This window comes from Chitinophaga pendula, assembly GCF_020386615.1.
Classification (GTDB): Bacteria; Bacteroidota; Bacteroidia; order Chitinophagales; family Chitinophagaceae; genus Chitinophaga; species Chitinophaga pendula.
Map to the genome: position 1 here is coordinate 978,428 of NZ_CP077769.1, position 22,837 is coordinate 1,001,264.

General features: G+C 47.7%; 20 protein-coding genes. 14 read left to right on the top strand and 6 right to left on the bottom strand.

Annotation, left to right across the window (positions count from 1 at the left end; translation table 11 throughout):
* The first annotated feature begins 219 nt into the window (after positions 1-219).
* A complete protein-coding gene (locus tag KTO58_RS03885; protein ID WP_095840646.1) occupies positions 220-519 on the top strand; it encodes a YtxH domain-containing protein in 300 nt (99 codons plus the stop codon).
* 86 nt (positions 520-605) lie between these two features.
* Here KTO58_RS03885 and KTO58_RS03890 read toward each other — a convergent pair whose 3' ends face one another.
* Positions 606-1,220 carry a hypothetical protein gene (locus KTO58_RS03890; RefSeq protein ID WP_095840645.1) on the bottom strand — a complete coding sequence of 205 codons (615 nt, stop codon included), beginning with the start codon at positions 1,218-1,220 and terminating at the stop codon, positions 606-608.
* 1 nt (position 1,221) lies between these two features.
* Positions 1,222-1,977 carry an SRPBCC family protein gene (locus tag KTO58_RS03895; protein WP_095840644.1) on the bottom strand — a complete coding sequence of 252 codons (756 nt, stop codon included), beginning with the start codon at positions 1,975-1,977 and terminating at the stop codon, positions 1,222-1,224.
* Between the two features lie 222 nt (positions 1,978-2,199).
* On the opposite strand from KTO58_RS03895, the gene KTO58_RS03900 reads away from it, so the two are divergent.
* Positions 2,200-3,075, top strand: a complete 876-nt coding sequence (locus KTO58_RS03900) for a 3-keto-disaccharide hydrolase (protein ID WP_095841722.1) — start codon at positions 2,200-2,202, stop codon at positions 3,073-3,075.
* Positions 3,076-3,347: 272 nt separating this feature from the next.
* Here KTO58_RS03900 and KTO58_RS03905 read toward each other — a convergent pair whose 3' ends face one another.
* Both KTO58_RS03905 and KTO58_RS03910 read right to left on the bottom strand, forming a co-directional pair.
* Positions 3,348-5,099: a DUF885 domain-containing protein gene (locus KTO58_RS03905; protein WP_095841721.1), complete on the bottom strand. Its 1,752-nt coding sequence runs from the start codon at positions 5,097-5,099 to the stop codon at positions 3,348-3,350.
* A 23-nt stretch (positions 5,100-5,122) separates the two neighbouring features.
* On the bottom strand, positions 5,123-5,428 hold the full coding sequence (locus KTO58_RS03910; RefSeq protein ID WP_095840643.1) for a hypothetical protein: 306 nt from the start codon (positions 5,426-5,428) through the stop codon (positions 5,123-5,125).
* Positions 5,429-5,567: 139 nt separating this feature from the next.
* On the opposite strand from KTO58_RS03910, the gene KTO58_RS03915 reads away from it, so the two are divergent.
* Positions 5,568-5,768 (top strand): hypothetical protein, encoded by a 201-nt coding sequence (locus KTO58_RS03915; protein ID WP_095840642.1) that lies wholly within the window; start codon positions 5,568-5,570, stop codon positions 5,766-5,768.
* Entirely contained in the window at positions 5,765-5,986 is a 222-nt protein-coding gene (locus KTO58_RS03920; RefSeq protein ID WP_095840641.1) for an AAA family ATPase, read from the top strand. The genes KTO58_RS03915 and KTO58_RS03920 overlap by 4 nt, the downstream gene beginning before the upstream one ends.
* A 302-nt stretch (positions 5,987-6,288) precedes the next feature.
* Here the strand turns inward: KTO58_RS03920 and dcd are convergent, their stop codons facing one another.
* Entirely contained in the window at positions 6,289-6,825 is a 537-nt protein-coding gene (gene dcd, locus KTO58_RS03925) for a dCTP deaminase (protein WP_095840640.1), read from the bottom strand.
* A gap of 149 nt (positions 6,826-6,974) precedes the next feature.
* On the opposite strand from dcd, the gene KTO58_RS03930 reads away from it, so the two are divergent.
* The 6 genes from KTO58_RS03930 (at position 6,975) to lpdA (ending at position 13,916) form a co-directional block, all read left to right on the top strand.
* Positions 6,975-7,604, top strand: a complete 630-nt coding sequence (locus KTO58_RS03930) for a 4'-phosphopantetheinyl transferase family protein (protein ID WP_095840639.1) — start codon at positions 6,975-6,977, stop codon at positions 7,602-7,604.
* A gap of 110 nt (positions 7,605-7,714) precedes the next feature.
* Positions 7,715-8,221: a shikimate kinase gene (locus KTO58_RS03935; protein WP_095841720.1), complete on the top strand. Its 507-nt coding sequence runs from the start codon at positions 7,715-7,717 to the stop codon at positions 8,219-8,221.
* Positions 8,214-8,603: a DUF423 domain-containing protein gene (locus tag KTO58_RS03940; RefSeq protein WP_095840638.1), complete on the top strand. Its 390-nt coding sequence runs from the start codon at positions 8,214-8,216 to the stop codon at positions 8,601-8,603. The genes KTO58_RS03935 and KTO58_RS03940 overlap by 8 nt, the downstream gene beginning before the upstream one ends.
* Positions 8,604-8,811: 208 nt before the next feature.
* On the top strand, positions 8,812-11,481 hold the full coding sequence (locus KTO58_RS03945; RefSeq protein WP_095840637.1) for an FtsK/SpoIIIE family DNA translocase: 2,670 nt from the start codon (positions 8,812-8,814) through the stop codon (positions 11,479-11,481).
* A gap of 137 nt (positions 11,482-11,618) precedes the next feature.
* Entirely contained in the window at positions 11,619-12,284 is a 666-nt protein-coding gene (gene lolA1, locus KTO58_RS03950) for an outer membrane lipoprotein periplasmic chaperone LolA1 (RefSeq protein ID WP_095840636.1), read from the top strand.
* Between the two features lie 225 nt (positions 12,285-12,509).
* Entirely contained in the window at positions 12,510-13,916 is a 1,407-nt protein-coding gene (gene lpdA, locus KTO58_RS03955) for a dihydrolipoyl dehydrogenase (protein ID WP_095840635.1), read from the top strand.
* An 86-nt stretch (positions 13,917-14,002) separates the two neighbouring features.
* On the opposite strand, the gene KTO58_RS03960 is transcribed toward lpdA, so the two are convergent.
* Entirely contained in the window at positions 14,003-16,864 is a 2,862-nt protein-coding gene (locus KTO58_RS03960) for a S8 family peptidase (RefSeq protein WP_095840634.1), read from the bottom strand.
* 679 nt (positions 16,865-17,543) lie between these two features.
* Between KTO58_RS03960 and KTO58_RS03965 the strand changes: the two genes are divergently transcribed.
* The 4 genes from KTO58_RS03965 to KTO58_RS03980 all read left to right on the top strand — a co-directional run bounded on the left by KTO58_RS03965 (position 17,544) and on the right by KTO58_RS03980 (position 22,816).
* Positions 17,544-18,353 (top strand): M57 family metalloprotease, encoded by an 810-nt coding sequence (locus tag KTO58_RS03965; RefSeq protein WP_095840633.1) that lies wholly within the window; start codon positions 17,544-17,546, stop codon positions 18,351-18,353.
* A gap of 93 nt (positions 18,354-18,446) precedes the next feature.
* Positions 18,447-19,115 (top strand): M57 family metalloprotease, encoded by a 669-nt coding sequence (locus KTO58_RS03970; RefSeq protein WP_157753195.1) that lies wholly within the window; start codon positions 18,447-18,449, stop codon positions 19,113-19,115.
* A gap of 544 nt (positions 19,116-19,659) precedes the next feature.
* Positions 19,660-20,496, top strand: coding sequence for a M57 family metalloprotease (locus KTO58_RS03975; protein WP_198315024.1), 837 nt, complete (start codon positions 19,660-19,662; stop codon positions 20,494-20,496).
* A gap of 154 nt (positions 20,497-20,650) precedes the next feature.
* Entirely contained in the window at positions 20,651-22,816 is a 2,166-nt protein-coding gene (locus tag KTO58_RS03980) for a S46 family peptidase (RefSeq protein ID WP_095840630.1), read from the top strand.
* Positions 22,817-22,837: the final 21 nt, after the last annotated feature.

The window sequence follows — 22,837 nt, forward strand, 5'->3', positions numbered from 1 at the left end:
ACGTAGTGCCGGCATAGCTACCCGCCATCGGCCATGTAGTGCTACGACAAGGGAGTGTCAACCTACCAAAGGGGAGGGGCGTTCCCTTTCTTTTTTTGGGGCAGTTTTATCGTTTTTACGGATAGCGAGGTCTCCTTTTGGCCTGATATTTGAAAATATCTGTTAATCACATGGATGCAGTGCCTTATTATCTGTTTAACCTAAACAAAAACGATTATTATGAGTGCAACAAAATTTTTATGTGGCGTATTATCCGGTGTAGCTGCCGGTGTGGCAATAGGCTTGCTGGTGGCACCAGACAGTGGGAAAGCGACCAGAAAAAAGATTAAAAGTAAAGCGGATGACCTGAGTTACAGGGTGAGTAAGCTGTTAGGCAAGAGTGTAGATGATCTGACGGAGTTGAAGCATATATTTGAGAAGGAGGCCAGCGGGCTGAAATCAGATGTGCGTGAGCGTGTGTTGAAGTTGATAGATGAGAGTAAACATTCTTACGATAGATTCAAGAGAGAATTATCCTAAGCCTTTTAAGTTATCCATAGATGGCAAGCAAAATGTGTCCTGCTTGTTCCCGTAGCTATATAAGCTACCGGAACTTGCAGGATTTTTTAATTAGTATCGATCAGTCCTTTGGCGAGGCATTTCCATTGGGGTTTGGATAATCCCAGCATGGCGCTGAGGCCGATGAATATATTCCGGAGTGTATCGAACCAGTTGTCTGTGGAAGTGTTAGGATGTTCATTGCGGCCATGTATGCTGGCGATGACTTTTTTGTTGTGCCGTCGTATGACGAAGGAGCTGGTGGCAAAGCGTTTGAAAAAGTGTGCGACGGGTAGGTGGGGGTGTCCGGGTGGGGCGGTGGGTCTTACGTGCATGACGATGTAGGACGAGGTTTGGTCGGGGCTATCTTTTTCTGCTATTTCTTCTATTCTGACCCAGTCGTAGCCGGCGCCTTCCTGTGTGCCGGGGGAGGGTAGGTCGATGCGTATATGATCGCCGGGAGCGGCCTGTCGGTCGAGGGGCCTGCCGGTATTATCGGTAAGGCGAAAGCTGGCATAAAGTGCATGGCCACACACTTGTTGCCAGTTGTTTACCTGTAGTAAACGTTGTCTTGCGATCTGGAACAAGTGTGTGGCTTCAGCTGCACTATGGAGGGAGACGCTGTGTTGCGTGTCTGTTTTGGTGCCTGATTGTTGTGCCGGTATGACGGGTGTCGTACGCATATTACAATAGTTCCGGGTCTTCTGTATTATCCCGTACATCTACGACATGGTCTTGTTCCATGAAGGATTTGAAATGCTGTATATCTTTTTCCACGACATGCTGGAAGGCTGGGTTGAAGATCCAGGCCAGGCTGGTACCTACGTATCCGGCGGGGGGGCGGTAGGAGATCATGATTTCCATTTCGGTACCACCGCCGATGGCATCTTTGAAGGTGATTCGGCCTGCGGTGGATATTTCTGAACCTGGGAGAGAGCGCCAGCCGAGCAGGCGGCCTGCCTCTTCGCGGACGATTTCAGCATCCCATTCGAGGGTGCCTATGCCGCCGGGGCCGAGGGCTACCCAATGTGAGCCGCTGGTGCTGGTTTCTTTTACTGACTGCAGGTGATTCATGAATAGGGGAAGATTTTCCAGCTGTCGCCAGAAATAATATACTTCTTCTCTAGGTTTATCTATCAGCAGGGCGGTCCTGATGTTGATAGCATGTGGGTGGGGGCCGTAGCGGCGTTTTGCCCAGCCGCTGATGGGGCAGTTGCCAGAGAGGCCTCTGTAAACCATATAACCGCCCAATGCGAGTTTGAACAGGCTGCGGAGCGGTTTGCGATCCACCTGGCGGATGGCCTTGTTGATGACCAGCGCACCTGCCAGGAGGGAGGCGATACGTCCTTCTTTACTCACATTAATGATGGTGGAGCTATCATACAATGCACCTGCTGAGGGCTGAGGCCGACCATTGGAATGATGAATGTAGTTGTTCATATTACTTGCCTTTTCCAGATATAGCTGCCAAAACCTTGCTGATAATTTTGGAGGGCTACATTGTTGTGGTTACCATTTGATTATCAATAAATAAGGATGTCGGTGAAGCCAGCTTTCATTGTGGAAAGTGCGTATAAAATTGCCCATCTGTTGCAGCTGATTGTCAGTTATTTGGAATTTGGCCGGCGGCTTTTTAAATTAACGTGTTCAAAAAAGCATCTTATGAAAAAACTGATCGCAGCTGGTTTATTATTCCTGAGTTTTACCGGCATGGCGCAAAAGCAGGTTACTCCTGTAAAGTGGACGCCGTTATTCAACCGGAAAGACCTGAAGGATTGGGATATCAAGATCACGGGTCATGATCTGAATGATAATAATGGTAATACTTTCCGGGTAGAAGACGGGTTGCTGAAAGTGCGTTATGATCAGTATACTAATTTTAACGAGCAGTATGGTCATATCTTTCACAAGCGAAAGTTTGGTTATTACCTGCTGGCGATGGAATACCGGTTTGTGGGTAACCAGGTGGCGGGTGGCCCGGGATGGGCTTATCGCAACAGTGGCGCGATGATACATAGTCAGCCGGCGGCCACGATGGGTAAGGACCAGGATTTTCCGATCTCTATAGAGGTGCAGTTGTTGGGAGGTGACGGCGAGCATCCGCGTAATAACGCCAACCTATGTACGCCAGGTACGAATGTGGTGATGAATGGTAAGCTGATCACCGGTCATTGTGTTACTTCTACGTCGAAGACGTATCATGGTGATCAGTGGGTGCGGGTAGAGGTGCTGGTATTAGGCGACCAGGTGGTAAAACATATTATCAACGGGGATACGGTGCTGACGTATGAGCAGCCACAGATAGGCGGTGGTAATGTGATGCATTACGATCCTGCTATCAAAAAGGACGGGCAGTTGCTGAAGGAAGGATATATAGCTTTGCAGAGTGAGAGTCATCCGATAGATTACCGGAAGGTGGAGATCGTGGATCTGTCGCCTTATGCGGGTGATGCTAAGCAGTTGGCGCAGGTGGTGAAGCAGTTGCAGGCATCGGGCCGTAAGCGGTTGGGTAAGACCGCTGGTGTTAAGGGAAAGTAAGTACCCTTGTATATACACAATAAAAGCCCACGCATTGAGCGTGGGCTTTTTGCATTATGCAATATGTTGAGGCAACACGCTTGCTGGAATATCTGCCGGTAGAACGACGGCATGCGGCGGGCGTGGTGGCCTTGGTGGACGAGGAGGTCTCCGGGGCGGTACGCAACTGTCAAAAGCCCAGAGGGCCAGCACCAATGTAATGATCGGGACTATCTTTTTCATGAGCATGCGTTTTTTCCGGAAGGTAAAACAAGTAGCATGCCAGTTGCGCTTTATCGCAACATCAGGCGTCCAATATATTTTACCGGGGCGCTGCCATAGCTGAGGAATTTTTCGTTGAAAGTCTTCAGCTGGTATTTATCGCCCATTTTTTGTTTGTAGGCGGTACGCAGGTCGATGATCTCTTTGTAGCCGGTGTAGTAGCTGGTGAGCTGTACGCTGGTAACGCTGACACGTCTCCATTTGCCTTCGGCTTCTGCCTGTTGCTGGAAGGCTTCCATGGTGAGGAGGCGGATGGCATCTTCGCGGGACATATTTTTCACATGTACGCTGTAATCGAGGATGGTGTTACAAACGGTGCGGAGGTTCCATTTGTACCACATCAGCCACATTTCAGGTTCGTTGTTGCCATAGCCATTTTCGAGCATCATTTGTTCGGTATATACGGCCCAGCCTTCAATCATGGCGCCATTGCCCAGCAGTGATTTGATCAGGCTGGGGGATTGGTTGGCATATACGAGCTGGGTATAGTGGCCGGGGATGGCTTCGTGTATATTGAGGATCTGGAGGATATAGTGGTTGTATTCGCGCAGGTAGCTTTCTGCTTTTTCGGTGGGCCAGCCTTGGAGGCTACCTACGTTGTAGTAGGTGTTGCCACCTTTGTCATAGGGGCCAGGAGCGCTGATGGAGGCCCCGGCAACGCCTGCCATATACTCGGGTTCGCGTCTTACCACGAGTGGTTTGCTGGGATCGAGATAGAGCAGGTCTTTTTCTTTGATAAAGGCTACCAGGGTCGGTATCTGTTTTTCGATAGCTTGCTGGAACTCGGCGGCCTTCACATGTTGTACGGAGAGGGTGTCTATCATACGTTTGATGAGGGCGAGGGGTTCGGCTGGGGCGGGGGCGGTGCCGAAGTATTTAGGCCACAGTTGTTGGGCCAATTTAGCCATTTCGCCATGGAGGTAATTCTTCCTGGCGACGGCGGAATCGTATATCTGGGCGGCGGTATAGGCTGACACGATATTGTATCCGAACTTTTTCTCATAGAGGGCACTGCCGAGGCGGAAGTCGCGGGGATGATCGTTTTTCAGGGCTTTGAGCCAGTCGGCATAGCCACGGATGGCTTGTGCGGCTGTCTTGGCCTGGGCGATCATCGTCGCTTTTTCATCTGCGGGGATGCTGGTATGGTTGAGAGAGTCGGCGAAGTCTTTTTCAAATACGGACAGGCCGCCGAGGTTTTGAGAGATACCCAGTTCGGTGAGTTCTTTCACCGGGTTGGCGATCTGTTGGCGGGCTGCTTCGTAGTAGGCAGGAACCTGCTTCAGGCGGATGGCGAAGTTGCGCAGGCGTGTTTCCAGCGGTGCATAGTTTTCAGAGAGCATGCGGGCAAAATTGTCGCTGACATTGTAGTCGGCCGGGTCCCATACGTACTGCTGCAGTTCTTCGATGCCGAAGCGTTTTTTCTGCAGGTAGTTGCGAATGAGGTAGTAATCGATCTGGTATGCGCCGCTCAATTTGGTGGTATCGTAGTGGGACAGGGAGTCGAGCTGTGTCTTTACAAATTGCAGTTGGGCAGATCGGTAGGCGTCGTTGTTGACCAGTAATACGGAGTCGTATTTATGATACCCGGCTTCGGAAGCACCACCCGGGTCGAGTTTCCACATTTCTTCGATGAAATGGGCCTCATATTGGCTAAAGGCGGGATTGTGGGTGGTATCGGTCGTGCTGCCGGTACTTTCAGCCGTATGGCTGTTACAAGCGGCCAGACTACCCAGGATGCATGCGTATGCAAGGTATTGTTTCATGTATGATTGATTTGATATAGTGATCATGCTCTGTACGATCCGGAGAACATGGAGATAAAAAATACGAGCGGTGAGAAGACGATCAATATCAGCACCCCGATAGTGATATGCGCGGCAGCGGCGGCGGATTGTTTCTGTCTGAAAGCGCGGATCATGAGTATGACGGTGATCAGCAGATGTAGTCCTACGAAGATGCCGGCCTGCCAGAATACTTCGTCGGTTACACTGTTGAGGAACGAGATCATGATGGGCAGGCAGTACAGTACAAAAGCCAGGATATGAAAGCCTAATGTCTTAAAATAAAGTGTGGTTCCATTATGTTCAGCCATAAGTGACACGGAAATTTGTATCGGAAATTAGTAAAAGTTACCTTTGTACCCAATCATCAACAAAAAAAGATCAAACACTTGCGCCATGTAATATCACAGTCATAGCCTCATTTGACAAGGATCTCCCGCCCGGGAGGTCGTGATATTCTGTTGTTTTATATATGAGCTGGGAGACCTGGAGCACGGGTGGTGGCTGAGCTGGGAGGAGACGAAGTTCTATGCGGTTGGTAAGGATACGTATGTGAGCCTTCATTATAAAGACTGGCCGGTGATCTCATTGGATGATATCCGGATAAAGATGAAGCTGGGGCCTACGCATAAGCAGGGCAGCGGCAGGTGATACAGGCTGCCAAGGAGCAAGCCCGCGTGTATTTGCGGGAGGGCCGGTCGTTTGTCTGGAATGCGACCAATATCACCCGGCAGCTGCGATCGCAGCTGATAGACCTGTTTGAGAGTTATCGGGCCTCTGTCGATATAGTGTATATAGAAATGCCATATGGCCTATTGACCAAGCAGAATATGCAACGTATGGCGGTAGTGCCATTGCCTGTATTATAGCGCATGGTGCAAAAGCTGGAAGTGCCGACGGTGCTGGAGGCTAGGTGGGTTACCGTGGTGACCATATACAGATGAGTGCTTGATGTGTCCGTTGGTAAACGAATCAATACCGTTGCTAAACAATATTTTTATGTTCGTAGTGTGCTTTATACATTAGTGGTATAAGGATATGACAGACAAAATATTCCTTAGTGTCTCATCTACTACCGGAGCAGGATTGGTCGCCTGTCTAAGGTAAAAAAATGAGTAAGGCAGACCTCCAGGTCTGCCTTACTGTTTTATAAAAGAAGGTGATGATACGATCAGAATTCGTTTTTCCACATCATGCTTTCTACTGGTTTTACGGTGCGGCCGTTGTATTTGGCGTTATCTTTTTTGTTGTAGAAAGTATTTACTTCTCCTTCTACTACAAAGTAGATCAGCTGACCGATGGGCATCCCTGCATAGATACGTACGGGTTGTGCGCAGGAGATTTCCAATGTCCAGGTGTTGCAGAAGCCTACATCTCCTTTGCCGGCGGTGGCATGGATATCGATGCCGAGGCGGCCGGTGCTGGATTTACCTTCCAGGAAGGGTACGTGGGCATGTGTTTCGGTGTATTCGAGGGTGACGCCCAGGTAGAGGGTGCCTGGTTGTAATACATAACCTTCTTCAGGTATTTCGAAATGTTCGATTTCGTTGTGCTTACGGGCGTCCAGGATACGGTCTTTATAAGTGGCGAGATACTTACCGAGATGAACATCGTACGAGTTTGTACCCAGGTATTTCTGGTCGTAGGGTGAGATCACGATAGTACCTTTCTCAATTTCTTCCAGTATCCGTTTGTCTGACAGAATCATGTGTGCGTGTTGGTTTAGTAGCGGCCGGCTGCGGGGCAGTTCCGCTTTTAAATATCAGATTAGTGAAAATATTCCAGTCTTTATATGTTATCTTCGCCCGTTTAGCGACTGATCCTGTGACCAGTGAATCATAAATAATTTGGCAAGATATGCCATTAATACGTACCGTACAAATCGGACCGGGTACCCGGTTAGGGGTATGGCACATTGCAGAGGAGGAGCGTTTCTTCCTGGAGCGTGTGAGTATATCCCGGGAGATCCATCACCCCCATAAGCGTCTGCAACATCTGGCGGGCCGCTATCTGCTCGTCACGCTGTTCCCGGATTTTCCGATCAACGACATCCGGCGGATGAATAGTCGTAAGCCTTACCTGCATTGCAACAGCTATTATTTTTCTATCTCCCATTGCGGAGACTATGCGGCTGCCATTGTGAGCTCCAGCTCGCCGGTAGGGATAGATATAGAACAGGTGAAGGAGAAGATCGACTGGGTTTCTCACAAGTTTCTCAGTGTAGACGAGTTGGCTTATATGGACCCGGCACATGATCTGCCGCATAAGAGTATCTGCTGGAGTGCGAAAGAAGCGGTGTACAAGTGGTTTGGGCTGGGAGGGATTGACTTCCGGGCCAATATCCGGCTGGCGCCGTTCCGGTTTCAGCCGGCAGGTTTTATCACCTGTAATTTTGTGAAGGAAGATATCGACACACAATTATATTTGCAATATATCTTGGAGAATGAACTATGCCTGGCGTGGGTACTGCCGGGTACGGGCACTTGATAAAGGCCTTATACCTGCCCTGCTGACTGCGGAGAACATATGTTGTGGATAATGTATCTTCAATACAGGATGACCGTTAGTATTTGATCATACCAATAAACCTGTTTACCTTGAAAATCTTTTTACTAGGCTTTATGGGAGCCGGCAAAACATACTGGGGCAAGCAACTGGCAGAGCATCTGCAGCTGCCATTTTACGATCTGGATGAAGTAATAGTCGAAGCGGAGGAAATGTCTGTAAGTGATATTTTTGCCAGTAAAGGAGAGGATTACTTCCGGGAGCAGGAGGGATATTGGTTGCGGGAGCTGGCTAAACATCCGGCATTTGTGATATCCTGCGGAGGCGGAGCGCCCTGTTTCCAGGATAATATGGATTTTATGAATGAACACGGTCAGACTATCTGGTTGAACCCGGATATCGAAGTGATCTCCGAGCGTTTACGCCGGAAGAAACATAAACGGCCGCTGATACAGGACCTGCCGGATGAGGAGATTGCAGACTTTGTAGAGAAGAAGCTGGCGGCGAGGCTGCCTTTTTATGAGCAGGCGCAGATTATCATTGCAGAATCAGATGACATATCGCTGGATACTTTTACCAAAAAGATAAGTAATGTATAAGAGTTTTTTAGTGTGGGCGTCGGCGTTGGGAGCGCTGGCAGTATTATTTGGTGCATTCGGTGCGCATAAGCTGAAAGAACTGGTACCACCGGAGACAGTCAGCACCTTTCAGACGGGGGTAACGTATCAGTTCTATCACGTGTTTGCATTGCTGGCGGCGGGTATGTTATACGCGCATATTCCGGGCAACCAGCTGGTATGGGCAGGCCGTTGTTTTATCATCGGTACTATCCTGTTCTCCGGATCATTATATCTGCTCACCGTTTTAAAAATGACCGATACTGTAGGATTGAAGGGTGTGGGGATCATCACGCCGATAGGCGGTCTGTTCTTTGTGGCAGGGTGGATCTTCCTGCTGTTATCTGTACTAAAGATCAAATAAGCCCGTTATCTACAGTAAGCAATAGACTTGTGGCCAGGCGTGATGCCTGGCCTGATCTGTTTGGTGATACTAATACATTTAGTATTTTGCAGGCACCATTTATCTTTATCGGGTAGCGCAGGCAATGTAATACGGGAACAACTGTCACGTGAAGTAAGAAATAAATTTCTAATATGTCGCCTGCCGGGCTTAATTTTGAAGCAATATTATGTCGAAAAACAAACTGAAAACGGAGAAACCGGCACCAAAGAAACCACCTCGTGCGCAAGACCCCAACGCATTGAAAAAGGACAAGGAGCCGGAAGTTAAGGTCAAAGAGCTGGTCAAAGACGAGCGTACCCACAAAGTACTGGGTGTTGTTTGTCTGTTGCTGGCTTTATATTGCTTTATTGCTTTTACCTCTTACCTGTTTACCTGGGAAGAGGACCAGGATAAGGTGTTCCGTTATTCAGCCAGTGTGTTGTTCATGGAAGACGTCAAAGTGGATAACCTGCTGGGAAGACTCGGCGCTTTTGTATCGCACTGGTTCTTTTATAAAGGTTTCGGGATGGCGTCTTACCTGTTCTGTTATTTCTTTTTTATCCTTGGTGTCAACTTTATCGTAGGGCGTCGGGTATTCCGTATCTGGCGTAACGTTAAACATATTCTCTTTGGGCTGCTGTTCATCAGCGCTACCTTGGCCTTTGCGGCCAGTGCCGCAGGATTTCCCTGGGGAGGTGCGCTCGGGGATGCCATCAATAAATGGACCAGTGGTTTCCTGGGACATGTGGGTGCTGCCTTGCTGTTGCTGGTAGCAGGCCTGGCCTGGCTGATCTGGAAATTCAACTTTGACTTTAAATGGCCGGAACGTATGGCCAAACCAGTCGCCGCCAATGCAGGAGCGCCGGTACCGGAAATGTCTGCTGCCGCTATGGAAACAGACCCCTTGGCTGCGACACCGGCAGCGAGGGAAAAATCCGCCCGTCAGAACAGCATGAAAGAGGGAGGAGGCATCGTCGTCATTCCGCCACATGAGGAAGAAGAGGATGCTGAAGGGCTGCAACTCATTGAAAAAGAAGAAGAGGACGCAGGGCCTGAAATATCTCCGCTGATCAGTTATGTACCCCCGCCGATACCGGAAGTATCTATGGCGGCAGCAGCAACAGCAACCCCGGAACTGGAGATCATCCCGCCGGTAGAAGAGGAAGAAGAAATTGCAGAAGAGGAAGCGGAAGACGGTCCGCTGTTATATATTGAAGAGACGGTGGTGCGTCCGCCGGTGAACCGTAAAAAGGAAGAACCGGAAGAGGTGGCCTTTGAGATCAAACCTACTTACGAAGATGAAGAAGAGGTAGAAGAGGAGGTGACACCGCAGCGGCAGCCGGTACAACTGGATCCATATGAGCCGACGCTGGACTTGCGCGATTACCAGTATCCGACATTGGACCTGCTGGAAAATCACAGTACGGAGCGGGTGGTACAGGATGCGACAGAACTGGAGAAGAACAAAAACCAGATCCTCGATACCCTCAAAAACTATGACATCTCTATCCAGAAGATCAGCGCAACCGTAGGGCCTACCGTTACCCTATACGAGATAGTGCCTGCGGCAGGGGTGCGTATCTCCCGTATCAAAAACCTGGAAGACGATATCGCCCTGAGCCTTTCAGCCCTTGGCATCCGTATCATCGCCCCGATACCAGGTAAAGGTACCATTGGTATAGAGGTGCCTAATGTGAAAAAGACCATTGTATCGCTTAAAAATATGCTGGCATCGGAGAAGTTCCAGACCAGCACGATGGATCTGCCCATTGCGATCGGTAAAAAAATCGACAACGAAAACTTCATCGCCGACCTGGCCAAAATGCCCCACTTGCTGATGGCAGGTGCTACGGGACAGGGTAAGTCAGTAGGTATCAATACCTTATTAGTATCGTTGCTGTATAAAAAGCATCCTTCTCAGCTGAAGTTTGTATTGGTAGACCCGAAAAAGGTGGAGCTTTCCCTATATAAGCTGATAGAAAAGCATTTCCTGGCCAAGTTGCCAGGGGAGGAAGATGCGATCATCACGGATACCAAAAAGGTGATCCATACCCTGAATGCCCTCTGTATAGAAATGGACCTGCGTTACGACCTGCTGAAAGAGGCCGGTACCCGTAACATCCGCGAATACAATAACAAATTCACGCAGCGGCGCCTCAATCCTCAGAAAGGGCACCGTTATCTGCCGTTTATCGTACTGGTGGTAGATGAATTTGCCGACCTGATCATGACTGCGGGTAAAGAGGTGGAGATGCCTATTGCCCGTCTGGCTCAGCTGGCGCGTGCGGTAGGGATACACCTGATCATTGCTACCCAGCGTCCTTCTGTGAACATCATTACCGGTACTATCAAGGCCAACTTCCCGGCCCGGGTAGCCTTTAAGGTGTCTTCCAAAATCGACTCCCGTACGATCCTCGATATCGGTGGTGCGGAGCAACTGATCGGGCAGGGGGACATGCTGGTGTCTTTCAATGGGGAACTGGTACGTCTGCAATGTGCCTTCGTAGATACCCCCGAAGTAGAGCGGGTAGCCGAGTTCATCGGCGAACAACGTGGATACCCCGAAGCATTCCTATTGCCCGAATATGTGGATGACAAAGACATGGAAGGCAAGGACGTCAATCTGGGAGAGAAAGACCCGCTATTTGAAGAGGCTGCCCGGATCATCGTACAGAACCAGCAAGGTTCTACTTCGCTGCTGCAACGCCGCATGAAATTGGGTTACAACCGAGCCGGCCGCCTCATGGATCAACTGGAAGCCGCTGGTATCGTAGGCCCGAATATGGGCAGCAAAGCCAGGGATGTGATCGTTAAGTCGGAAGCTGACCTGGAGGAGATATTAACAGACCTCTTTTAATCTTAAAAAAACAAGGCAGCCAGCTACTTTTCACCCCTGAAGTGTATTTTGCATTTATTTAACAGCGACCGCGATTGCAGGGGCCGGATCGGCATAACATTTGTCTCAATAAAATAGATAGAAAACCAAAAAACATAATGATGAAGAAAATTGTATTAATGGGTATGTTGACGGTGGGTGTGGTATTCAGTAGTATGGCCCAAGCCAAAGGAGGTCAGAACGACCCCAAAGCAAAGGCTATCCTGGATAATGTGAGCAGTAAATTTAAAACACTCAAGTCTGTGGTAGCCAACTTCATACTGAAAGTGGAAGGGGGTAACAACAGCGTAACCGACTCCAAAAAAGGTACCGTATACCTGAAAGGAGCCAAATATAAAGTGAGTATGGAAGGACAGGAGCTGATCAGCGATAACAAAACTTCCTGGACTTATGCAAAGGATGTGAACGAAGTAACGATCAATAACGTAGACCAGAGCAGTACGACGATCACCCCCGCCAAACTGTTCACCAACTTCTACGATAAAGATTTCCTGTATCGCCTGGAAGGAGAATCCAATGAGAAAGGAAAGGTATTACAGAACATCGAATTGACGCCGACCGATAAATCGAAGAACATCTTCAAAGTGCAGCTTTCTGTAGATAAGAAAAACCAGAACATCGCGAAGATGAAGATTTTTGAAAAGAATGGTAACCGCTATACATACGAGATTACTAACTTTACACCGAATAGTAACGTGAGTGATGCTACCTTCAGCTTCGACAGCAAAAAATATCCCGGAGTGGAAGTAGTAGACCTCCGATAATCATATTGATGGATCTTCAAAGTAAACCAAGGAAAATAGCCCCGCCTATACTGGCGGGGCTACCTTTTTATATAGGGGTTGCTCTGACAGACCTACCGGCAGAAGTATCATCTTTAAAATTAATGTTTAAGTAAGTGGAGGATCAGGGCAGATGTAACAACTAAACATCGGCAGGGGTTTGAAAAAATTATTACCTTTGACGAGTTTTAATTAAAATTAAACAATATGGCATACGACGTAATCGTAATTGGTAGTGGTCCAGGTGGATATGTGGCCGCTATCCGTGCTTCTCAGCTGGGATTTAAAACAGCAGTAGTAGAAAGAGAGAGCCTGGGCGGTATTTGTTTGAACTGGGGCTGTATTCCCACCAAAGCATTATTGAAATCTGCACAGGTGTTTGAATATATTCAGCATTCAAAGGATTATGGTATCACCGTTGGCGATGCCAAACCAGAATTTGAGTCAATCGTAAAACGCAGCCGTGGTGTAGCCGACAAGATGAGCAAAGGCGTTCAGTTCCTGATGAAGAAGAACAAGATCGATGTACTTCTCGGTAATGGTAAACTGAAAGCTAAAGGTCAGGTAGAGGTAACAGATAAAGATGGTAAAGCCACCGTTTACGAAGCTAAACACATCATCCTGGCTACCGGTGCCCGCTCCAGAGAACTGCCTAACCTGAAGATCGATGGTAAGAGCGTGATAGGTTACCGCGAAGCAATGGTATTGCCTCAGCAACCTACATCCATGATCGTGGTAGGTTCTGGTGCAATCGGCGTTGAATTTGCCTACTTCTATGCCAGCCTGGGCACTAAAGTGACCATCGTTGAGTTCATGCCGCGCATCGTACCGGTAGAAGATGAAGATATTTCCAAAGAATTGGAGAAGATCTACAAGAAGAAAGGTATCGAGATCATGACCAATGCTTCTGTTGAAGCGGTAGAAAATACCGGCAACGGCGTAAAAGCTAAAGTGAAAACACAGACCGGCGAGATCTTCCTGGAAGCAGATGTAGTACTGAGCGCAGTAGGTGTAGCCACCAACATCGAAAACATCGGCCTGGAAACCCTGGGTGTGAAAACAGATAAAGGTCGTGTACTTGTAGACAAATACTTTCAGACCAACGTACCTGGTGTATATGCGATCGGCGATATCGTACCGGGTCCGGCATTGGCGCACGTAGCTTCTAAAGAAGGTATCGTTTGCGTAGAAGCCATCGCTTACGGAGAGAAAAAATACCATCACCAGCCAACTCCGCTGGATTATATGAACATCCCGGGTTGTACTTACTGTGCACCTGAGATCGCATCTGTAGGTTATACCGAGAAAGCAGCTAAAGAAGCTGGTTATGAAGTGAAGGTGGGTAAATTCCCCTTCTCTGCATCCGGTAAAGCATCTGCAGCCGGCGCTACTGAAGGTTTCGTAAAAGTGATCTTTGACGCTAAATACGGCGAATGGCTGGGTACGCACATGATCGGCGCTAACGTTACCGAGATCATCGCACAGACCGTAACTGCCCGTAAACTGGAGACCACCTACCAGGAAGTACTGGATTCCATCCACCCGCACCCAACTATGAGCGAATCCGTAAAGGATGCGATCGAAGTGGCTTACGGCGAGGCTATCCACCTGTAGTCAACACGATTTATTGTAGATACAAAAAAGACGACTGCCAACTGGCGGTCGTCTTTTTTTATAGGATTATTTTAAGGCGTGTCAGCTTAGAGTTTGATGATCTTTTTGATGAAAATGCGTTGTTTATCGCGATAGATCACACACCAGTATACACCTGGTGCCAGTGATTGCAGTGACAGCACCTGTGTGAACTGCGTCACCGGCAACTGCGCTACCACTCTGCCACTGATATCGATCAGCCGGAGCTGGTCGTTTTTGATTTCTTTAGATAGCAACCGTATCTCATTGGTAGTAGGTACTGGGAAAAGATGGAATGCCTGGTTGAGCAGGATATTGACCGGTATGGGGTCTGAGTAATATATCCTGCCATCTGTCAGCTCCAGTTTTACCCGATAGAATATAATACCGGAATGCGGTGGAACATCGCTACTACTGTAGCTATACTCCTGGGTGATGTTCTGTGAGGACAAGGTGATAAAGCTGCCACGTTCACTTTCCCGCCGTTCCCAGCTGAAACGTTTCAATTTGTAAAGTGAAGCAAATCTTACGTAGAGGCTCACCTTGCTATCTTCCGTCGCATCAGCCAGCGTTTGCTGGAAATAACATTCCAGTCCTTGCTGTTTGGTATTGAGCGTATAGCTGTTCATTCCCTTCCAGCCGTCTTTATGTACCGTTCTTACGGCGAAATAGATAGACTTAGTCTGGGTTCTGGAGATGATAGCAAAGGTATCCGTAGTTTGTACAATGGGTCTTAACGCGCCATTCTCCAATGTCAGTACTTCATAACCGGCTACGCCACGTGTGGGGTTCCAGTATACCATCACTTCATCCGGGCAGTCAAAGCCTGCCTGTATATCAGGGGCGGTCGCCAGATAAAAATAGTCACTGTACCAGGTGGTATCTGCATTGGACATTCTCAATCTTGCAGTGGAAAAAGTATCCGGCAGCTGCCAGCGCCATGTTTTACCAGTGATAGCAATCTGTGAGGCGATAGCTGTCCAGGTGCGGCCACTGTCGAGTGTATAGGAGAGGTCAAAGTTGCCGGAGGCATTCGTTTGCCAGCGGAGCGGTACGGAGGTGCCGGCTGTCAGTATATCCGCCGGTGCCGGATATCGCCAGCTGAAAGAAGACAGCGGCGTATACTGGTAAGCGATATAGTGAGTGACCGGCGTATTGCCAGGGATGGCTTGCCCTCTTACCTGTATCTGAACATTGCCGGCAGGAGGCATATCAATGGTCACCTGCTCCTGGTTATTCAGGCTGTCGCGACCGCGGACTGCTGCCCTGCGTAGTGACTGTGCATTAGGGGCAGGATTAAGTATCCAGGGAACAAATTGTCTGCCATTGGCGTCGGTAACAAACAGGTCGAGGTCATTGACCAGCGCCTTGGGAGCATTGACGGCTGCAGGTACATCGTTCCATCCGAGGGTCACCTTCAACTGGCGCATACCAGCTGGTACGGGTATGGTGTAGGTCTGCGTAGTACCGGCAGTAACGGTGCCGCTGCGGAATCGTTGTTCTTTTACCGTACGGATAGCTTCCAGGGCATTTACCAGTCCGAATCCTGTGTAATAATCCACTTGTGCCGTACCAATATCATCAGCACTGTTGATCAGGATCGTTTTGGTGAGGGCGGAAGGAGGGGTTTTACCATACTGGAGAGCATAGGCTTCCTGCAGTAGCACCGCGATACCTGTAGTAGTCGCCGCCGCATCGGAAGTACCTGCCTGTCCGTAAGTAACGACTTCCGGTTTCACACGGCCGTCGTATGCAGGACCTCTGGAACTGCCATATATGCCGCCATCCAGTAAGTTATAAAAACTATCTACTGCACCAACAACCAGTACATTTTTCGCTTGTTTGAACGTACCTGTGAGATTGGCAAAAGCTGCCAGCCCCTGATAGGTGCCGTTGTCCGGGGTGTTATTACCGATGTTACCGGAAGAGAACACATGTAATATCGTGTCTGCCTCCAATACCAGCTGATCGTAAGCCTGGGCTTCCTGGCCGTAGTAGTTTTCGATGCCTGGCGTACCGTAGGAATGGTTTTGCAGGGTAAGCCCGAATTGCTGGAAGAAACTTTTTTCGTCGGGAAGCAAACGGTCAAAAGTAGAGGAGGTCAGCCGTGCAGCACTTGCTACCCCTCTGCCTTGCGGACTGCTATTGCCCATACCGGCAATCCAGGTAGCCATACTGGTGGCATGTGAATTCTCTTTGGGGGATGCGATCGCTGAAGGAACGTATTTGCCCTTCAGGTCTACGTCGGCGGTATCGAACAACTGTTCTTTGATGGCCACGATGCGGTTGGTACCTTTTAGTGCAGGATATAATTGATGTACGGAAGAGACCAGGTTGATAGAGAGATTATGCTCGCGGATAGCTACTTCTGTACGGGGCTGACGGGGAATGTCGGCAAATACTACACCTGCCTGACCGATAAAACGGGGCCAGTCCTGCGCCTTTACACGAACAACAGCCATATTATATTCAGGTATTTGCTGCTGTACATTTGCATATTGTAAGGGCTGACTACGAACATTGGTTGCAGGAGGAGGAGTGGTGATCTGTATGGTGAGGCTGTCGCTAGGCCGTATACGCGTTATGGTGGAAAGGAGCTGCCGGCTGCTTTTCCAGTTAGCGTTGGCGGGTGACAGATATACGACGGTTTTTAGCTGCAGGGAATCAAAGGTGGCATCCCGAAGGATAAAATGTTGAGCACCGATGGCATGCAGCAAGCCATGTTGTGTCAGCAACGGATTACCCGGATATTGGCGAAATTTGACCAGGTAGCCCCAAGGGGCTGCCTGAGCGCTATCTCTCGACAGTGTTGTAGCAGCATATTGCGCATAGATACTGTCCGTATGATTGTTGGACTGGGCAATCAGTTGGCTGGTAATACATAGGCTGCAAAGCAGAACAGAGAAAGTTTTTAGGATGCCGGCACTCATTGGACAAAATGGATTTTGGTTGCGATACCAGGTTATAGCTATAAAAGTAAGTGTTATTCCAGTCAAATGAATTTTCTGGAAAGGCGGAAACGGAATTTTTTTTTAAATGAAAAAGTTGTAATATTGTCTTACATCAAAAACAGGTGTGTGCCAAAGCCTTCAGCAGCGTAGATTCCAACAACAACCTGCACAAATGTGCCCCTTATCATTATCTAATTTGGCAAATCAATAAGCAACGATAGACGAACTAAAATCTGAAAGACACATTCAATTCCTTGATCCACATTTTTATATTAGAATCTGTCGCATAATACACGGCGAATAGGAGAGAACCCTGTTAACACGATTTTTGAAACCCAAAATCTGATGATTTAAACCTGCTACAACAATAATAAACCGCAAAAATTACCGTAAGCCATAATGCATACATAGGGGCTACACTATAGTCTTGCATTTACATCATTGATATAGATATGCCGTGCGTGTTGGCATATCACCTACACTTGTGCCGTTTGGTGTTCCACAACAAGCAACAGGATCGTTGTGAGCATAGATAAACGGTAATGAATATACGTTGTTTGTAAATAGTGTACGAGTGTACTTAATTCGGACATAGGGCGCTATTATATTCATCAATTTTTTAAACCCATTCAACTAGTCCAAACCAAAATCTGAGTCTATGAAAAAACAAACCAGAATCGTTATGGCATGTCTATTCGCCTGCACAGTAGCTGCCGTTTCCTGTAAGAAAGATCAACAAGCTGACCAGGCTCCTGCTAATGATGGTATCTCTACAGCAGTACTGGAAAAGATCAAAGCACAAGGTTTCCGTACAGATAATGTACAGAAAGTAGGTGATGCTTACCTGGTGGAAAACGATATACTGCTGCATGAACACGACCTGGATGCGAACATCACTTCTCCTACTTTAAGAATTGCTGGTGAAGAACAATACCGTACCAGGAACCTTGTGACCTATTCCGGTACCCGTACTATCAGAGTAAGAGCCGTAGGTCTTAACGCTACACTGACTTCCGCTGTACAGGCTGCGGTAACACGCTGGCAGAATGAAAACCTGGCACTGCAATTTGTGTATGTTACTACTGCTCCTTATGATATCACTGTACAGGGCAACTTCTGGTCCAATGGTATCCTCGGTCAAGGCGGCTTCCCCAGCGGTGGCAATCCTTATCCCACTATCCTGATCAATACCAATACTGCGGTATTCGGAACCAACGTTGGTTTTGCTACTAAAGTATTACAACACGAGATCGGTCACTGTATCGGGCTGCGTCATACTGACTATATGAATCGTGCCTACAGCTGCGGCGGATCTGCTGTAAACGAAGGTGATGGTGGTGTAGGTGCTATCCAGATCCCAGGTACCCCCAGCGGCCCTGATGCTGGTTCCATCATGCTGGCTTGCACTGGTGCTAATAGCGCCAGCTTCAACGCCAACGACCGGATAGCCATCAACTATCTGTATTAATACATTCATGAGCGCCATATGTTGAGAGTGATCCGCTGCCGTCAGGCATGCGGATCATTTTTTATTTCTTTACCCCCCCAAAAAAACAATACCATGAAAACAACATGCATCTTCCTCGGCATATGCCTGATATGTTTCGCTTGTCAGAAAGAACCTGCAGCTACTAAAATTAATAGTGATATACCAGCAGATGAAAAGATGCTGTATCCTATCACACACGATGTCACAACAGAGGATGTAGTTTATCCGCCTTATATATTGAGCGGACCCCGTAATATCAGAGTACGGGTAGCTGCCTTACCTACTGTACTGGTAACCGCACTGGGACAAGCGCTCAATAACTACAATGTCCTGCAGCTAAAGTTGCAGTTCTCTTTGGTGAATACTACCGCCGACATTACACTGCAGGGAAGAGTCATGGATAGCAGCATACTTGCTGTCTCCGGATATCCCAGTCAGGATAAGCCATATCCTACTATTACCGTTAATACAGGCCCACATGGACTTCTTAATCCCGCAAATGCAGGCATCGTAAGAAGAGTGATACAACATGAACTTGGCCATTGTATAGGACTGCTGCATCCGGATAGAAATGTATTAAGGCCTTGTGGCCCACCCACCGAAACACCGCTTCCGGTAATTAATGTACCTGGTATGCCAGGTGGTTTGGATACCTTGTCACTGATGTTGAGATGCAATCCCGGCAATGTATTCAGCCCAAGAGATATCCAACTCCTGAAATGGATGTACGGTCGCCCCTAATAACTATCCCTAGCGTGTATATAGTACACAATGTGAGCTTCATATACGCTAGGGTTACTTTGCGCACTGCGGTAAAAAATATTTTTTTAGAATAAGAGGAATGTTGTAATATTGAATAAGTGAGTAGATAACCAACAAAATCTAGTCGAAACTTTAGTCAGAGCAAATCTTTAGTACCACTTAGGTGGAGTACCAACAATCACATCTAATTTTAAATTGTCACAAGAAGCGCTACGTGTGTGCTTAACTTGTATTTCCAAGTTGCCTTCAAGGCCCTATTCATCCCGATCCTAAACAGAGAACCAGTGTAATCTTAAAAGAGAGCAAATCATACGCACCATGAATGATCAACGCACCCATTTACATTAACACACTGTAAAGATATCCATGAACCATCTTATCCGTACATAACGGCCCAATACTGCTATGCAGGTTAGATAGCGTTATTGAGTGTCTTATTAACACTTTATTGATTGCACCATTGCCAATCCGCAATCGGTATAGCTATATCATTTTTCATATCTAAACCAAAATCGAAAAATCCATGAAAAAACAAGCAATTACTGTCGTGAGCTGTTTAGTAGCTGGAACATTGATGTTATCCTGCCAAAAAGAAAACAAACAACAAGATGCTTCCGCTACCACCAATGCACAAGTGTCTGCAGATGTAAAAAGCCAGATCAGCGCCCGGGGATTTAACGCCGCCGATGCCCGTAAAGTCAATGGAGGCTACCTGGTAGAAGGGGATATCCTGCTGAGTGAGGATGATCTCTCAAAAGATGCCGGTACCCCCAATCTACGTATAGCCGACGTAGAACAGTATCGTACCAACTACCTTGTGAAGAACCTTCCGCGTACCATCACTGTGAAAGTAGTGAACCTCGGAAATGCCTTCATCGCAGGAGCAGATACCGCTATCGCACGTTATAACAGGTTGAACCTCTCACTGAAGTTCTCCCGTATCACCAGCGGTACTGCCAACATTACCATTCAGGGCTTTAATGAAGGTCCTGATGCACAAGGGTTTATAACCCTGGGCTCTGCTGGCTTCCCTACCAGCAGCGGTAATCCCTACAACACCATTCAGATGAACACTAACCAGTACGCATATGGCAGCAATCCAAATGTATTGTACGTAGGTTCTGTGATCCAGCATGAAATGGGACATTGTATAGGATTTCGCCATACCGACTATATGAACCGTGCATTCAGCTGCGGATCAGCGGGCGCCGGCAATGAAGGGGCTTCTTCTATCGGAGCCGTAGCTATCCCGGGTACACCTACTACTCCTGATGCGGCTTCCTGGATGTTGGCCTGCTCCAATGGTGGCAATCGTACGTTCAACGCCAACGACGTAAAAGCACTGGATTACCTGTATTAATAAATAGGAAAGCAGCAAGTTTTGAAAGCCGGAGATCATACTCCGGCTTTCTTGTTTTTAATACACAAATACAGTGCAGTCAACGGAAATGTGGCGATGAACCACCATAAGTTGGAAATTCTCTTTAAATTGCCGCTTTCAAAAAATAAACAACATGCTGCAACGTTTTGTGAAGTACGGATTAGTACTGTTAATAGTTTTGGCGCAACATTATTCCTATGCCACTGAGGGAATGTGGTTACCACAGCTGCTTTCCAAAATGAACGAAAAAGAGATGAAAGGAATGGGTATGAAAATCAGTGCCGCAGATATTTACAACATCAATAAGGGAAGCCTGAAAGATGCGATCGTAAGTTTTGGCGGATTCTGTACCGCAGAAGTCATCTCTTCAAAAGGATTATTGCTTACCAATCATCATTGCGGATATGATGCCATCCAGAAACACTCCTCTCTCCAGCATAACTACCTGGATAATGGATTCTGGGCAATGACGCAGGAACAGGAATTACCCAATCCTGGTCTGACCGCGACCTTTATCGTGCGTATCGATGACGTTACCAAAGAAGCACTACTCAATGTAAAACCCGGTATGTCGGAAAGAGAAAGACAATCGGCTATAGACAAACAACTAAGTATGATCCGCCAGCAGGTAAAAAAAGAAAGCTATCAGGACGTGATCATCAAACCTTTCTTCGAAGCAAACCAGTATTACCTGTTCGTTACAGAAACATATAAAGATGTCCGCCTGGTAGGCGCCCCTCCATCCTCCATCGGAAAGTTCGGCGCAGATACAGACAACTGGGTATGGCCCCGTCACACCGGCGACTTCTCCATGTTCCGCATATATGCCGGGAAAGACAATAAGCCTGCTGAATACTCAAAGGACAACATCCCCTTACAGCCTAAATACTTTCTGCCGATCTCTATGAAAGGTGTAAAGGAGAATGACTTTACTATGGTATTCGGCTTCCCCGGCAGAACCAATGAATACCTGCCTTCCGCAGCAGTGAAGCAAACAGTACAGTTACTGGACAGCGCAAAAGTAGCTATGCGGGATGCTTCGCTCAAAGTACTGGATGGATATATGCGCAAGGACGAGCAGATCAAGATCCAGTATGCAGCTAAATATGCTTCTACCGCTAACTACTGGAAAAAATGGATGGGTGAAATGTTAGGGATCAAACGAACAGATGGTATCGGTAAAAAGCTGAAATATGAAGCAGAATATACGCGTTTACTCAATACCAACCCTACCTGGAAAGCTGCTTATAGTTATGTGCTCGATTCCCTGAACGGACTTTATGATGCTATCGCCCCTTACGCTCAGGCAAGGGATTATTACACCGAACTCACCCGTAACGTTGAGCTGTTAAGTGTAAGCGACCGGCTGATCTCATTACTCAACCAGGCTGAGCAGAAAGGAGAGAGCAGCTTCCCGGCATTGAAAGAAGAGTTCTTAGCGACGATGCCTGCATTCTATCAGAATTTTAACGCTACTGTAGACCATGATGTAGCGGTGGCGTTGCTGGATATCTACTTCCGCGGCGTTCCTGCAACATACAGGGGGAATCAGGTAGAACAGGCATGGTCAGCATTGAATAAAAACAGCCGTACGGCCGCGGATAAAATATACAGTAACAGTGTCCTGGTCTCTCTGGACAAACTCAAAGAACTCCTGTCCCAACCTTATCAGAAGGTAAAAGAACAGTTGTTGAAAGATCCGGCGGTACAATTAGGACTTGCCTTACGTGAAGGTTTTATTCAACAGGTAGCAAGGCCAATGAATAAAACACAGGAAGATATCAACCGCCTGCAACGCGTTTATATGCAGGCCCAGATCGACGTGATGTCAGGTACCCGTCGCTTTTATCCGGATGCTAATAGCACATTGAGGGTTACATATGGCAAAGTGAATGGGTATAAGCCCAGGGATGCCGTGGACTATGATTTCTATACCTACCTCGATGGCGTGATGGAAAAATATCAGCCGGGAGACTATGAGTTCGATGTGCCGGCTAAGCTAAGAGCGCTATATGCGCAGAAAGACTATGGTCAATATGGAGTTAATGGCAAGATGCCGGTATGTTTTATAGCCTCCAACCATACCACCGGCGGTAACTCCGGTAGCCCAGCATTAAACGCTTATGGACAGCTGGTAGGGCTTAACTTTGATCGTACCTGGGAAGGTACAATGAGTGATATGAACTATGATGCCAGCATTTGCCGTAACATCATGACGGATATCCGCTATGTTTTGTTTATCGTGGACAAATTTGCGGGTGCTTCTCATCTCGTGAAAGAAATGAAACTGGTGAAGTAATCCACATCCCATAAATAAAAA

Coding starts and splice junctions, on each gene's coding strand:
- KTO58_RS03885 (WP_095840646.1), top strand. CDS start 220: ATGAGTGCAACAAAATTTTTATGTGGCGTATTATCCGGTGTAGCTGCC.
- KTO58_RS03890 (WP_095840645.1), bottom strand. CDS start 1,220: ATGCGTACGACACCCGTCATACCGGCACAACAATCAGGCACCAAAACA.
- KTO58_RS03895 (WP_095840644.1), bottom strand. CDS start 1,977: ATGAACAACTACATTCATCATTCCAATGGTCGGCCTCAGCCCTCAGCA.
- KTO58_RS03900 (WP_095841722.1), top strand. CDS start 2,200: ATGAAAAAACTGATCGCAGCTGGTTTATTATTCCTGAGTTTTACCGGC.
- KTO58_RS03905 (WP_095841721.1), bottom strand. CDS start 5,099: ATGAAACAATACCTTGCATACGCATGCATCCTGGGTAGTCTGGCCGCT.
- KTO58_RS03910 (WP_095840643.1), bottom strand. CDS start 5,428: ATGGCTGAACATAATGGAACCACACTTTATTTTAAGACATTAGGCTTT.
- dcd (WP_095840640.1), bottom strand. CDS start 6,825: ATGATTCTGTCAGACAAACGGATACTGGAAGAAATTGAGAAAGGTACT.
- KTO58_RS03930 (WP_095840639.1), top strand. CDS start 6,975: ATGCCATTAATACGTACCGTACAAATCGGACCGGGTACCCGGTTAGGG.
- KTO58_RS03940 (WP_095840638.1), top strand. CDS start 8,214: ATGTATAAGAGTTTTTTAGTGTGGGCGTCGGCGTTGGGAGCGCTGGCA.
- KTO58_RS03945 (WP_095840637.1), top strand. CDS start 8,812: ATGTCGAAAAACAAACTGAAAACGGAGAAACCGGCACCAAAGAAACCA.
- lolA1 (WP_095840636.1), top strand. CDS start 11,619: ATGATGAAGAAAATTGTATTAATGGGTATGTTGACGGTGGGTGTGGTA.
- lpdA (WP_095840635.1), top strand. CDS start 12,510: ATGGCATACGACGTAATCGTAATTGGTAGTGGTCCAGGTGGATATGTG.
- KTO58_RS03960 (WP_095840634.1), bottom strand. CDS start 16,864: ATGAGTGCCGGCATCCTAAAAACTTTCTCTGTTCTGCTTTGCAGCCTA.
- KTO58_RS03965 (WP_095840633.1), top strand. CDS start 17,544: ATGAAAAAACAAACCAGAATCGTTATGGCATGTCTATTCGCCTGCACA.
- KTO58_RS03970 (WP_157753195.1), top strand. CDS start 18,447: ATGAAAACAACATGCATCTTCCTCGGCATATGCCTGATATGTTTCGCT.
- KTO58_RS03975 (WP_198315024.1), top strand. CDS start 19,660: ATGAAAAAACAAGCAATTACTGTCGTGAGCTGTTTAGTAGCTGGAACA.
- KTO58_RS03980 (WP_095840630.1), top strand. CDS start 20,651: ATGCTGCAACGTTTTGTGAAGTACGGATTAGTACTGTTAATAGTTTTG.